Source organism: Cyanobium sp. Lug-B (genome assembly GCF_024345635.1).
Lineage (GTDB): Bacteria > Cyanobacteriota > Cyanobacteriia > PCC-6307 > Cyanobiaceae > Cyanobium > Cyanobium minutissimum.
Genome location: NZ_JAGQBM010000031.1, coordinates 1 through 12672 on the forward strand (window position 1 = coordinate 1; position 12672 = coordinate 12672).

Consider the following 12672-nt stretch of genomic DNA (forward strand, 5'->3'; position numbering starts at 1 on the left):
GGCAGACCGGCCGGCGCATCCCGTCGGCCCGGAGGGGCCCTGGCCCTGGCGGGCCAGGGGGTGCTGGTGGGCCTGCTCACCGGCATCGCCGGCGTGGGCGGCGGCTTCGCCATCGTGCCCGCCCTGGTGCTGCTGGCCGGTCTGCCGATGCCCCTGGCCAGCGGCACCAGCCTGGTGCTGATCGCCACCAACAGCCTGGTGGCCCTGGGGGCCCTCGGACACTGGCCGGCGGCCGGCCTGCCGTTGCTGGGCCCCCTGATCGGCGGCGGCCTGGTCGGCGCCGTCGGCGGCCAGGCCCTGGCCCCCCACCTCTCCGACCGGCACCTGCGCCAGGGCTTCGCCGCCCTGCTGGTCGGATCGGCCCTGCTCACGGGCGCCGAAGCCGTCCAGCGTCAGCGCAGCCCCAGCGCCGCCAGTCCCCCCACCCACGCCGTCTCCCCCCAGCGATGACCCACCTCCTGTTCCAGTTCCGCCTGCACAGCCGCCACGGGGCCGCCGGCGACAGCCTCAGCGTCGATGCCCGCAACGGCGAGCAGGAGCCGTGGCAGACGCTGGAGCCCAGCCTGCGGACCCCCGGCTTCCGGCTCTACCTGCTGTCGCTGCTGCTCTGCCAGCACCATTACCTGGTGGCCAACGCCGCCGAGCGGCATCTGCCCCTGGCCTCGGTGGAGGGAATCCTGAGCGTGACAGCCTCCGCCGACTGGATGATCGAGGCGGTGGACGGCACGTTCCAGGTGCGGCTGGAGGCGGCCGACGGGGGGCCGGCACCCGAGCTGGATGGGCCCGGCCGGGCCTTTCTGGAGCGCCGCATGAAGGTCTGCCCGGTGTCGCGGAATCTGCCCGGTACGGTGACCAAGTCGATCGTGGTGGAAGCGGCTTGATCCTCCGGCCCTACGAACCTGGCGACTGGCCGGCGGTGTGGGCGGTGCTGGAGCCGGTGTTCCGGGCCGGCGAAACCTTCCCCCACGACCCGGCGATCGACAGCGAGGCGGCCCGGCGGGCCTGGGTGGAGGCGGTCGATGCCACCGTCGTGGCCACCGATGCGGACGGAACGATCCTTGGCACCTACTACCTGCGGCCCACCCAGCCGTGCCTGGGGGCCCATGTGGCCAACGCCGGCTATGTGGTGGCCGAGGCCGCCCGGGGCCGGGGGGTGGGCCATGCCCTCTGCCGTCACTCCCAGGAGGAGGCCCGGCGACGGGGCTTCACGGCGATGCAGTTCAACCTGGTGGTGAGCACCAACACCGCCGGCGTGGCCGCCTGGAGCCGCAACGGCTTCCGCACCATCGGCCGGCTGCCCGGGGCCTTCCGCCACCCCCGGCTGGGGGAGGTGGACGCCCTGGTGATGTTCAAGTCGCTGGGCTGAGATCAGGGTCCCGGATGCTCCTCGCAGGGCATCCACAGGGAGCCCATGGAGTGGGCCCCCTCGCAGCCCAGCTCCCTGGCCTTCCTCAGGGCCTCCTCACGGCTGGGGTAGGCGTAGAGGTTCGGCTGGCCCTGGCCTGAGCTGTGGTTGTGGTGATGGTGCACCTGGCCGCTCGGGCTTCCCAGCCGGTAGGGCCCCATCCCCTCCATCCCCACCCACCAGACGCCCATCACGTTGACGCCGGCGATCAGGATGCCCATCCCCACCACGGAGGCATTGATCACCCCCATCGCCACCGCCCCCAAGCTCAGGACGCCCATCGGCACGACGCCGATGCTGATCACCCCCATGGGCACGATGCCGATCGAGATGATGCCCAGGGGGGCGATGCCGATGGCCACGATCTTCGGCCGGCCACCGCAGGCCGAGGGGCCGCTGGAGGGAGGGGCGCCGCCGGTGGTTGGATTCTCCGGCGCGACTGGGTCAGGCATCAGTGGGAGCCGTGGCCGGACGTCCCGCCTTTGGTTTCGCCATGGGTGGCACAGGGCATCCACTGATTGCCCATCTTGTGCGCCCCGGTGCAGTTGAAGTGCTTGGCGGCGGCTTCGGCTTCCGCCTTGGTGGCGAACACCGCCTTCTGGGCCCCATGGCCGGGCTGCTGGGCCAGGGCGGGGGCGCCGCCGAGGGCGGCCAGGAGGCCGGCGGCGGCCATGGGGACGAGAGGCGCTCGAAGAGGCGACACGGCAGTTCCTGAAACGACAATCATTCTGGCAGTGCTGATCTCAGGGGGTGGGTTCGCCGTCCCGGCCGAGACAGCGGCTCGCCGTTTCCCTGGCGCCGGTGGCCGGTTGATGGGTTCCTGCCCGGGCCAGGCCGAAGCGGGGCATGTTGCCGTCGACGCATGCGTAGCGACCGGGGAAGATCGGGCTCATGGGGGGGAAGGAACCAGCTCTCACAGCGTGCCCGCCTCCAGCTGGTGGAGATAGTGGAACTCCGGGGATGCGACACCGGCCTGGCGACGAATCTCCACCAGCTCAGGGGATTCGAAGAACGCCTTCGCCCCGGCGATCGATTCCCAGCGGGAGAAGTGCACCACCTTGTTGGGATCGCTCGCGTCCCGAAGCACCTGGAACGACCGCTCGCCGGCCTCACGGCGCAGGCTGGCCGCCGCGTCGAACACCTATTTCCAGGCCCCGTAGTCCCGCACGGCGTGGATGATCAGCACATGGTCCAAGGGAGTTCACGCCCGGAGGGCCGAGGGGATCAGGCGCCGGCCGCAGAGGACCGCGCCGAAGCCGAACACGTACATCAGCAGGCTGTAGACCGCCGCCGGCACCGCCATGTCGGGGTTATTGAGCAGGCCGGCGGTGATGGCGATCGCCAGGGTTCCGTTCTGAATCCCCACTTCGATCGCGAGGCACACCTGCTGGGCCAAGGGCAGGCGGAACAACCTGCCGGCCAGAAAGCCCGCCAGCATGGCCAACACGTTGAGCAGGGCGATCGCCAGTCCCATCTGGGCCAGAAAGCCTGGCAGCTTGGGGGCCTCGCGGATGAACAGCAGCAGGATGATCAGCGCCAGCAGGCCCCCGGCCAGGCGACCCATCTGCTTCTCCAGCCGCCGGGCCGGCCCGGGGAAGCGATGGCGGATGGCCATGCCGATGGCGGTCGGCAGCAGGGTGATCAGTACGATCTGCAGCATGGTGGTGCCGATCGGCAGGGCGATCGCGGCCCCCTCCCCCAGGAAATGCTGGAGGGCCAGGTTAGTGAACAGCGGAATCGTGACCACCGTGATGATGCTGCTGAGCGCCGTCAGGGTCACCGACAGGGCCACATCCCCCCGAGCCAGATAGGTCATCAGGTTCGACGACGGCCCGCCCGGGCAAACGGCCACGACCACCAGCCCCACCGCCATCACGGGCTCCATCGGCACCACCAGGGCGATCAGGGCCCCCAGCAGCGGCAACACCAGGCACTGGCAGACCGTGCCCACCGCGACCGCCCGGGGGTAGCGCGTGATGCGCCGGAAGTCCTCGGGCACCAGGCTGAGGCCCATGCCCAGCATGACGATGGCCAGGGCCACCGGCAGCAGGACGGCGGTGAAGACGCTGCTCTGCATCAGACGCTCTGCATCACTGGCTCTGCATCAGTGGAGGGCCATGCCCTGCATCACGCTGCCCATGATGCTCACCCGCGCCCAGCGCGGCAGGGGCACGAGCGGCCAGCTCAGCAGCTTGGAGAGCGCGCCCGGCAGCACCGTGACCTGGCGACCGAGGGCCGCGAGAATCACCGGCGCGATCGCCTCGGGCTCCAGGGCCATCCCCAGCGCCATGCCGGCCCTGGCGGCGAAACCGCTGTGGGTGGGCCCGGGCGCCGCGGCCAGCACGTCGACCCCGTCCGCCCGGAGTTCCTCGTGCAGGGCCTCCGCCAGGGTCTGCACATAGGCCTTGGTAGCGGCGTAATGGGCCGCGTAGGGCATGCCCTGGAAGGCGGCGATCGAGCTGAGCAGCACCAGGCCGCCCCGTCCCCGTTCCCGGAAGCGGCGGCCGAAGTGGTGGCAGGCCTGCAGCACCGCCCGGCCGTTGACCATCAGCATCCCGGTTTCGCTGGCGATGTCCGCGTCCAGAAAGGGGCCGGCGCTGCCGAAGCCGGCGGAGGCCACCAGCAGGCCCACATCGAGGGGATCGGTGAGCCGGCGGATCGTCCCGAGGTGGTCGTCCCGGGCCAGATCGACGGCAATGACCTGCACCTGCACGCCGTGGGTGGCCATCAGGCTGGCGGCGAGGGTCTCGAGGCGGGGGCGGTCGCGGGCCACGAGCACCAGGTTCAGCCCGGCCTCCGCCAGTGCGACGGCCAGGGCGCGGCCGATGCCGGAGGAGGCGCCGGTGACGACGGCCCAGGGTCCGTAGCGTTCCAGGAAGCGCCGCTGGCGTCGGGTCGGGGCGGAGGACATCGCGGCTCGGGTGAAGGGAGGAGGGGAAGGGATGGGAAGGATGGGGGAAATCAACGCGGGAAGCAGGCCGCGAAGCGGGTCAGAAGCCGGCGGTCGCCAGTGATCCTGAGCCGCCGGCGCAGCAGCGCCCAGACCGGGCTGCGGCGCCCGCTGACGATGGCGAGCCAGAGGCGGGCGTCGACCCGCACCAGCAGATCGGCCGTGCCGATGAGCTCGCCGGGGGTCACCTGGAGCTGGCCGTCGTCGATCCGCACCGTGCCACGCACCGCCTCGGGGCCGCTGAGATCGAAGTGGAAGGTGGCGGCCCATCCCGTCGCCGGGCCCCGCTGGAAGATCAGCGGCAGGGCGCCGAAGAATTCCCGGGGGCGGGTGGCCCGCAGGCTGGAGCGCACCCGCTGCACCCGCTTGTGGGGAAAGCGGCGGCGGACGTGGGCCTCGGCGTCGGAGCCGGCCACCACGTAGATGGTCTCCTCCCGCTCGGTGAGCGGCTTCAGCACCCGTTGCACGTGGCCGGTGCGGTCGTGCACGAAGCCGCCGAGCACGTCGTCGCCGGCGGGGCAGACCGCCACGCAGTAGGCGGCCTTGTAGCTGGGCTTGTAGGCCAGCCCCTGCCAGGTGGTCACGGCCTCGTGCAGGGGCACGCGATCGCGGAAGTCCTGGCGGTCGCGGCTCTCCACCACGTCCTCGACGAAGTCAGCGAAACCGCTCATGAACTCCCGATAGTTGTGGTCGTAGCAGGCGGAGAAGCGGAAGCCACCGCCCGGCTCGATGGCCCCCACGGGGCAGGCCACCTCGCAGAGCCGGCAGTCGATGCAGGGGTTGTAGCCCAAGGCGGCCGGGGCCTCGGTCGGCTCGGCATCGGTGAGCACGGTGCCCAGCAGCACGAAGGAGCCGAAGCGGGGATGGATCAGGTTGCGGTGGAGGCCCATCGTTCCCAGCTGGGCCGCCTGGGCGACGCGCTTGTGGGAGACGATCCAGGAGCGACCGGGGAAGGAGCCCATGTCCATGGGGAAGGCCATGGGCGGGTTCATGGCCCGGTGTCCGCGCTCAAAAAGGGCCTGGGCGATGCGGGCGGCAACCTCATCCACCTCGTGGCCGGTGCGGTGGAACTCGAGGTTGGCCACGTTGCGGCGGGGGCTGCGCACGTTCTCGGGGTGCATGCGCAGCACGATCGCCACCAGGGAGCGGGCGCCGGGCATGGCGGAGAGCACGTGAGGCACCTCCTCGGCCAGATCGGGATGGTCGAGGGACACCCATCCGGCGTCATCGGCACCGGCGGCCAGGGCGATGGCGCGCACCTCCTCCAGGGAGAGGGGCGGCGGCGGCGGAAGGGGACCGCGGGCGCGGGCGGCCGCGAGGGCGGGATGGGGGTCGGAGGCTGCCATGATGGTCGTCATCCAATAGGGTAAAAAAGAGAGGGCTGCCCGGGGCCGGCTCGGCCCGTCTCAGCCCGCGGCTGGGGTGGCGGGCGTGGCTGCTGAGGCGGCGGCCTCCAGCAGGCGGCGGGCCAGGGCGGGATCCTCCACGAGGCGAGCCAGCACCACGGCCCCCACCATCGCCGAGGCCAGTCGCAGGGCCGCATCGCTGGGCTCCGGCGCCGGCCGGCGGGGATGGAGCTTGCGCTCGATCGCCGCCAGCAGCCCCCTGGCGGCGGCCGCGAAGGCCGAGCGCACCGGGGCCGGCTGACGGGATCCCTCACCGCCGAGGGCCGCGATCACGCAGCCCCGCTCCGGATGGGCGAGGTGCTCGGTGGAGAGGTAGTGGGCCAGGCTCTGCTGCAGGGGCAGGGCGTCGGCCAGCGGGCCAGCGGCACTGTCGGCCGCAGCCGTGCGGATGGCCTCGGCCACCAGAGCATCCCGGCTGGGGAAGTGGGCATAGAAGGCTCCATGGGTGAGGCCGGCGCGCTTCATCAGGGCCGGGATGCCGATACCGGAAAGGCCATGGCGGCGCAGCTCCTCGGCGGCGGCCTCGAGGATGCGCTGGCGCACGGCCTGCTTGTGACTCTCCGGATATCGCATGATGGCCATCATGGCATCAGGGGGCATGGCCGACCAGGGCTCCCTGTCGGGTGGGGTGGTCAGGCGCTCAGCAGGGGCTGCAGATGTCGATGAGGCAACCGTTCGGGTCCACCGTCAGGAAGCGCCGCTGCCCGTAGAACTCGTTCCTGGGTTCCTGGAGGATCGCCAGGCCAAGCGCCATGGCCCGGGCATGCACGGCATCGACGTCGGGGACGACGAAGGTGAGGTACATCCCCGTTGGCGCCTGCTGAAACGTCGCCGGAACGAGGTCATGGGATCGGGCGATGATGCCGAGCTCAAGCTCCGGATGGGAAGGGCTGCGCAGCTGGACATACCAGTCGCTGTCGTAGTTCACCTTGAACCCGAGAAGCGAGACATAGAAATCACGACTCTCGGCCAGACGATCGGAGCAGAGATTGGTCAGCAGTCGCGTGAAGGCCATGGCTGCCTTCGTCCTCGGAATGGAGCGCAGTCTGAAGCCTCACACGGAGGTGGAATCCAGTGCCCTGGAAAGGGCATCAAGAAAACGACCGCCCCAGAGACAGCCCATCACGCCGGAGGCGCTGATCACCAGGGCGGCGGCGAGCATCTCCAGGCTGCTGAGCTGAAGGGGATGACCAGCGGCGAAAGGCACCGAAGCGATCAGGACACCCATGGCGGTGCCGGCAGCAAAGCGCAACGCCAGGGCGGAACGTGTCGTGCTGATGGGCGTTTCAGGCGGCATCACGCTCCAGGAGGCATGGCTGGGCAGAGTTTACGCAGGATCAGGCCAACGTCAGGTGTCTGGTATCGCCAGCGTTCCACCAAGCCGCTCCAACTTGGCTGGGCGACCGGATCAGCAAACAGAACAGAGGCCGTAACCCTTGACCCGGTTGAGCGAGCGGCCAACGACTGGAAAGCCCAGCTGGTCTCTGCCAGGGGGTCGATGGTCGAGCTCAGCGCAGAGCGGAGGCTGTTGATGGCCATCATCAGAAGGGCGCTGGACGCCCGACAATGGACAGGTTCCGTGGGTCGCGGAGAGCAGCCTCAGCAGCCCTGACCAAGGAAGACCTCAGCGCCTGGCCCTCGCCTCCGCCCAACAGAGATGAACATCCTGAATCTCAATGAAAGCGTCCATGATCAGAATTGACTGGCCAGTCGTCTGACAGGCGGACGGGAAGCACCGTAACTGACAATGGCCACATCAAGATCGACGTTGCGATAGAGGTTCAGGGCTCGCTGGATGCCTGCCAGAATCCAGTCGGATTCGTTGCCAAAGGCCCCGCCACCCAACAAGGTGAGGAACAGTCGGTTGCTTCCATGCTGAGCCGAATTCAGGATGGCCGTGCAGATCGTTGCTTCATAGGAGGCTTCCAGAATCAGACGTGCGAAGGGGGCCCATAGGTTCGACGGATGCCTGGAATAGGCAACGGGCAAGGCGGAACCGTAGGCCTGGGAAACGAGGTGTGTGCACTCCTTCAGGGTCACCTGGGTCCGCCACTGAATGCCGATCCGCAGCAGCTGCCGCCAGCCGTCGCGTTCCGCTTCATCGGCTGACGTCAGACGCTCAGCCATCTCAACCAGGCCAGCCTGCGAGGCCAAGGGATATCCGTTCCTCATCTCCCAGAGACGACCCTCTGCATTTCCCAGGGCGATGCCGAGATCCGCCAGGCAATCCAGCTGGTTGTCCGCCGATTGACCGGTTTGGCCATTGACGTCTGCGAAGTAGTTGCGAAAAATCGTGCCGGCACCAGCCGCCATGGCACACGCTGGTCCCTGGGTATGGTCATGCTCATAAATCCCCACGCCGCGCTCTGGCGTCACATCCGGTGACACCATTTCAAGCAAATTGAACTGAGAGGCCACCTGAAAGAGTGCATTGGCGTTCAATTCGTCGGCATGCAGATGCTGGACATTGGCCACCACTTCGCGCACCGTCAGCTTGCCGGACGGATAGCCAATGGAAGCAACCCGCTCTCGCAACTCCGCCAACGACGGCGTTTCCAGCCGTCCACAGACCAGAATCCTCCCATTCGCATGGGACCTCAGACATTCACCCTCAAGGGAGATCTGCTGACGCACGTCCTGTGGGGATGTCTCAGCCAATCCCGTCAGCGCTTCAAACCACATGACGAACCATCATCCCAGCATCATCGGGGCCCATCGGCGCCTTGCTTGAGAGTTGACAGAGGCAAGCAGAGGGTCGTGCAAAAGGAGTTGTCGATCGGGATGGCTGGCCAGCGGCTACTCCTGCGGAGGGAAGCGTTCAAACTAGGGAAGTTCATGGGCCCGCTCCATCCAGGCAATGCGTTCCGCCACCTGGATCTGAATGCGCGCCGGTACGGCCTCCGGGTCATCGTACGTCGCGCTCTGGATATCGACAATGCCAGGAAGCCCTTCAGGGTTGTAGTAGAAGAGCCCAGTGCCGCAGTCGCCACAGAAGTGTCGACGACCCTGCGGCGACGATGGGTAGATTCTGGGTACACCGCGTGTCACCCGCAGGGCCGTCTCGGGAACCATCGTCCAACCCACGACGGGGGCACCGGCATGGCGGCGGCAATCGCAGCAGTGGCACAGCACATGGGTGAGGGGATCTCCCTCAACCTCGTAGCGAATGGCGCCACAGTGGCATCCACCAGACCGTTTCATGCGCCAAGTCCTCCAGCGATGCAAGGAAGGGTCCGGGTGCTTGGGTGACGCTTGCCAATCGCCTGGTCCAGGCACTGCAGAGGCGTGATGGGGTCCATCAGGTGGCAGGCCTCACAGGGAAGGCCTCAGATTCGGAGAAGGGAAACAGTCACAGGGCGCTCACAGGATTCATCCTCGCGTTCCGTTTCCGAGTAACGCCGTTAAACATCCGTCCAAACGTTAGACCATGATCTCAGGTTCAGCGGCGCAGACGGGTGGATCCGGGGTGACGCGAGGATCTGATGTTCTGATGGTCACCTGGGCAAGCCCGCCGCCAACCTGAGTGCAGCTTTCTCTTGTTCAGACAAAGCATCCCAAGGCCTGTCCTGGAGCGCACCCTCAAGCGAATAGAGGTAGTAGCAGACTGGCAGGCGCTTTCCTGGGCATTGCGCAGCCATCAACTGATAGGCCTGGGCCGCTCCAACCCTTCTCAGTTCCGCTTCGCTTTTGATCCCAACCTCACCGAGTCTCAACGCAACGGTGTTCCCGATGTTCCGCAGATGGGACAGCTGATGGGCAGCCATGGAACTCTTCTCCCTGACAACAGGACGTTCGCCAATGAGCCATGCACGCTGGAGCATCGGAGATCGCACAAAGCTCATCGCCGATCACCAAGAAAGACGATGAAAGAACAGCGACCTTGCCGATGCCCATGGATCGCTTTATCCACCGGAATCAACAGGCTGATCCATCGGTGCCTACCGGGGCACTGGCTCATCATCCACAAGGGACAGGAGGGACGCCCCAAGGACGATGTTGGCAGCCCCGATCAGGCTGTCGTCCTGGTCGTCTCCGGCAAAGGCAAGGTGAACCCCGCCCGCGACCATGAAAACGGCGAGGATGTTGATGCTCCACTTGGAGAATCGCCTCATGAACAGTCCAACTTGCCACGGATTCATGTCTCGACCACTCAAAGAGATGAAGGAGCTACTAAGGAGTCACGTGAGGCCGAAAGAGTTCAGGTGTCGGGCTGGCTCATGCGATCAGGGACCCGATGGTGCAGTGACTTTACCTCTTTTCCTGCTTCAAGTGTGGTGCGCGGCTGACGCTCAGAATGAACGACACCAGCTCGAAGCCCGATGCTGCGGGCGGAACGACGGAAACAGCGCTAAGCAGCTCCTGGAGTCCGAACGCCCCAAATCAGCGGAGACAGACGAACGTCAACCCAGAATTCGTACCTTTTACCGTTTGCTGCATATGCATTGTTCGGCGGCAATCGCGTTCATCCAACTTCAATCTCAATCTCAATCACAAGCAGACGTTGCTGATCGGACTTAGGAATGTCTCAGGGGCGATGCGCGAACAGCCCTGAAGCAAGAATGCCCATCTGCAAATCATATCTACATTCAGCAGCGCCCATAAGGATGCAGGCTTTGCTCAGGCTGTCCGTAGATGTTCAATATCTTGAATCGGCGGCGCACCGAACATCCGAGCATACTCGCGACTGAATTGCGACGGACTCTCATACCCCACCTGATAGGCAGCATTGGACGCATTAGCGTTTTCAGCAAGCATCAGACGGCGCGCCTCGAGGAGTCTCAATTGTTTTTGATATTGCAGCGGACTCATGGATGTCACGGCTTTAAAGTGATGATAAAGCGAGGAAGCAGACATCCCGGCTTGCCTTGATAAGTTCTCAATCCGCAATGGCAGTGTGAAATCATCCTTGAGCTGTTTTATCACCTCAGCGATTCGCTGCATATGGCTACCCGATGTGGCAATTTGGCGAACCGCTGCGCCTTGGTCACTGGTTAAAAGGCGGTAATAGAGTTCGCGAATGATTAGCGGTGCCAGGATGGGAATATCCTGTGGTGTATCCAAAAGCTTCGTCAGCCTGAGGGCACCATCGAGCAACGGCATATCAGTAGTGCTGACGAATAAGCCCCTCACAGCATTTTCTTGTTGACGCTGAATCGCACTGGCTTGAATCATCAGATCGCAGAGGTGATAGGGATTTAACGTCAGCTTAAATCCCAGATAAGGCTTGTCAGACGTCGCCTCTACAACAAATGCGGTCAGCGGCAGATCAACTGAAACAACCAGGTATTGCGCCGCACCATACCGATAGATCTCGTCATTCAGCAACAGCTCCTTTTTGCCTTGAACCAAAATTGCAAAGATCGGGTCACAAACTCCGCGTAGTGCAGTGGAAACTGAAGATTCTCGCTGAAATTCCAGTTGAGCGATCGCGGTTTGATGACACCCATTCCCCTTGCCATCGGTGTGACGAGTGATCAGGTCTGCCAATTCCTGGCACTGCTTTGTGATCTCAGTTTGATGGCTGACTGAGCAAATGGTTTCAGGTGTCATGGGAGTGTACCGACTCATGGAATCACCTTCCACCCAGCAGTATAGACGACCAACGCAATCCCAGCTTGGAGGATTAGGCAAGAATCCGGGAGGTCTATGGATTCTGCTTTCTTGCTTTTGCTTTTACCGTGAATCTGTCCAAACCAGTCAGCCAGGAAAAGCAACATGCTGAACGTTGACAAAAAAGTTGTCGTCATTACTGGAGCCAGCAGTGGAATCGGTGAAGCGACTGCTCGATTGCTGTCTCAAAATGGCGCGAACGTTGTTCTAGGAGCGCGACGGACAGAGCGGCTCGAGAAGATTGTCGCGGACATTCGTGATCAGGGCCACACAGCAGAGTTTAAAGCAGTGGATGTCGCCAATCGCGAGGACGCAAAAGCATTCATTCACTTTGCCAAAGACAGATATGGGCGTGTTGACGTGATCTTCAACAACGCTGGCGTGATGCCGCTATCACGACTGGATGCCCTGAAAGTTGAGGAATGGGACACCATGATCAATGTCAACATCCGCGGTGTCTTGAATGGCATTGCAGCGGGACTGCCGATCATGGAAGCGCAAGGCGGTGGGCATTTTATCAACACGGCCTCGATCGCCGCCCATTGGGTCGGACCTACTGCTGCAGTTTATTGCGCCACAAAATACGCCGTTTGGGCAATCTCCGATGGGCTGCGTCAGGAGTCAAAAAACATCCGTGTCACGCTGATCTCCCCTGGCGTAGTCGAAACTGAACTTGGCTCTGATATCACGGACAATGCCAGCAAGGATTTTTTACAAGAACTTCGCAAGACGGCACTCACATCAGATGCGATCGCCCGAGCTGTCTTCTATGCGATTGCTCAACCAGCGGATGTGGATGTCAATGAAATCATTGTTCGCCCGACCGCCAGCACATTCTAAAGCATTGCCCATGCATCCCCATGGAAAGGCACAGGCCAACGTTCAGACAAAAGGACAATCAAAAATGGTGAGCTCTGTTGGGTCATCAGGTGCGACAGGACAGACCGGTGCAGCGACGGCAAATGCCCTGGTGGGACAGGCAACGGTGCGGGTAGCGGTGCGGAATGAAAGCAAAGGTGCCGTCTGGGAAGCGCAAGGGGCTGGGGTTGCAATGGTCGAAGATGATGCCGAAGGGGATGCCTTGGGTCGTGCTGTTGAAGGGGTGTCGGGGGTGTCTGTTCTGAATCCGCCCGACGACCCCTCTGAAGATTTCTTCGCATGGGCTGAGCAGATGATTGCAGCGATTGTTGAAGCAGGATGACAAACTTGTGCTTCGCCAGGTTCCGTGAACAACCGGTGGAAGCTGCCGCTGTCCGAAAACCACCGATCCCCTCTGCTGCAGGCAGTGCCCCGGACCCACC

19 protein-coding genes are annotated in these 12672 nt (G+C 64.4%); 5 read left to right on the plus strand and 14 right to left on the minus strand.

From position 1 onward, the window contains the following. The 3 genes from KBY81_RS09080 to KBY81_RS09090 form a co-directional block, all read left to right on the plus strand. Nucleotides 1–450 (plus strand): sulfite exporter TauE/SafE family protein (locus tag KBY81_RS09080; protein WP_254976308.1); only part of this gene is annotated, 450 nt, incomplete at its 5' end. Continuing rightward, on the plus strand, nt 447–881 hold the full coding sequence (locus KBY81_RS09085; RefSeq protein ID WP_254976309.1) for an OsmC family protein: 435 nt from the start codon (nt 447–449) through the stop codon (nt 879–881). The genes KBY81_RS09080 and KBY81_RS09085, both read left to right, overlap by 4 nt. Further along, a complete protein-coding gene (locus KBY81_RS09090; protein ID WP_254976310.1) occupies nt 878–1366 on the plus strand; it encodes a GNAT family N-acetyltransferase in 489 nt (162 codons plus the stop codon). Before KBY81_RS09085 ends, KBY81_RS09090 begins: the two co-directional genes overlap by 4 nt. A gap of 2 nt (nt 1367–1368) precedes the next feature. Here KBY81_RS09090 and KBY81_RS09095 read toward each other — a convergent pair whose 3' ends face one another. From KBY81_RS09095 to KBY81_RS09155, 14 genes are all read right to left on the minus strand, one after another. After that, nucleotides 1369–1857, minus strand: a complete 489-nt coding sequence (locus KBY81_RS09095; RefSeq protein WP_106219526.1) for a hypothetical protein — start codon at nt 1855–1857, stop codon at nt 1369–1371. After that, the gene (locus KBY81_RS09100) at nt 1857–2078 is read right to left on the minus strand and encodes a hypothetical protein (RefSeq protein WP_106219527.1); all 222 of its coding nucleotides are present in this window, start codon (nt 2076–2078) and stop codon (nt 1857–1859) included. Before KBY81_RS09100 ends, KBY81_RS09095 begins: the two co-directional genes overlap by 1 nt. A gap of 70 nt (nt 2079–2148) precedes the next feature. Beyond that, nucleotides 2149–2298, minus strand: a complete 150-nt coding sequence (locus tag KBY81_RS09105) for a hypothetical protein (RefSeq protein WP_219903807.1) — start codon at nt 2296–2298, stop codon at nt 2149–2151. Nucleotides 2299–2318: 20 nt separating this feature from the next. Next, nucleotides 2319–2546 carry a putative quinol monooxygenase gene (locus KBY81_RS09110; RefSeq protein ID WP_254976311.1) on the minus strand — a complete coding sequence of 76 codons (228 nt, stop codon included), beginning with the start codon at nt 2544–2546 and terminating at the stop codon, nt 2319–2321. A 60-nt stretch (nt 2547–2606) separates the two neighbouring features. Continuing rightward, on the minus strand, nt 2607–3482 hold the full coding sequence (locus KBY81_RS09115) for a bile acid:sodium symporter family protein (protein ID WP_254976312.1): 876 nt from the start codon (nt 3480–3482) through the stop codon (nt 2607–2609). A gap of 27 nt (nt 3483–3509) precedes the next feature. Next, nucleotides 3510–4316 carry an SDR family oxidoreductase gene (locus tag KBY81_RS09120; protein ID WP_106219530.1) on the minus strand — a complete coding sequence of 269 codons (807 nt, stop codon included), beginning with the start codon at nt 4314–4316 and terminating at the stop codon, nt 3510–3512. A gap of 50 nt (nt 4317–4366) precedes the next feature. Then, the gene (locus tag KBY81_RS09125) at nt 4367–5701 is read right to left on the minus strand and encodes an SCP2 sterol-binding domain-containing protein (protein ID WP_254976313.1); all 1335 of its coding nucleotides are present in this window, start codon (nt 5699–5701) and stop codon (nt 4367–4369) included. A 60-nt stretch (nt 5702–5761) separates the two neighbouring features. Next, entirely contained in the window at nt 5762–6343 is a 582-nt protein-coding gene (locus KBY81_RS09130) for a TetR/AcrR family transcriptional regulator (RefSeq protein ID WP_254976314.1), read from the minus strand. A gap of 58 nt (nt 6344–6401) precedes the next feature. After that, the gene (locus tag KBY81_RS09135) at nt 6402–6776 is read right to left on the minus strand and encodes a VOC family protein (RefSeq protein WP_254976315.1); all 375 of its coding nucleotides are present in this window, start codon (nt 6774–6776) and stop codon (nt 6402–6404) included. Nucleotides 6777–6815: 39 nt separating this feature from the next. After that, nucleotides 6816–7058 (minus strand): hypothetical protein, encoded by a 243-nt coding sequence (locus tag KBY81_RS09140; protein ID WP_254976316.1) that lies wholly within the window; start codon nt 7056–7058, stop codon nt 6816–6818. Nucleotides 7059–7453: 395 nt separating this feature from the next. After that, a complete protein-coding gene (locus tag KBY81_RS09145; protein ID WP_254976317.1) occupies nt 7454–8443 on the minus strand; it encodes a hypothetical protein in 990 nt (329 codons plus the stop codon). Between the two features lie 141 nt (nt 8444–8584). Continuing rightward, a complete protein-coding gene (locus KBY81_RS16740) occupies nt 8585–8962 on the minus strand; it encodes a GFA family protein (RefSeq protein WP_396103674.1) in 378 nt (125 codons plus the stop codon). Nucleotides 8963–9255: 293 nt separating this feature from the next. Then, the gene (locus tag KBY81_RS16745) at nt 9256–9603 is read right to left on the minus strand and encodes a TfoX/Sxy family DNA transformation protein (protein ID WP_396103675.1); all 348 of its coding nucleotides are present in this window, start codon (nt 9601–9603) and stop codon (nt 9256–9258) included. Nucleotides 9604–10378: 775 nt separating this feature from the next. Continuing rightward, on the minus strand, nt 10379–11311 hold the full coding sequence (locus KBY81_RS09155) for an AraC family transcriptional regulator (protein WP_254976319.1): 933 nt from the start codon (nt 11309–11311) through the stop codon (nt 10379–10381). 165 nt (nt 11312–11476) lie between these two features. Here KBY81_RS09155 and KBY81_RS09160 point away from each other — a divergent pair, with 165 nt between their 5' ends. Continuing rightward, nucleotides 11477–12211 (plus strand): SDR family oxidoreductase, encoded by a 735-nt coding sequence (locus KBY81_RS09160; RefSeq protein ID WP_254976320.1) that lies wholly within the window; start codon nt 11477–11479, stop codon nt 12209–12211. A gap of 10 nt (nt 12212–12221) precedes the next feature. Next, on the plus strand, nt 12222–12572 hold the full coding sequence (locus KBY81_RS09165) for an NmrA family NAD(P)-binding protein (protein ID WP_254976321.1): 351 nt from the start codon (nt 12222–12224) through the stop codon (nt 12570–12572). The last annotated feature ends 100 nt before the right edge of the window (nt 12573–12672 follow it).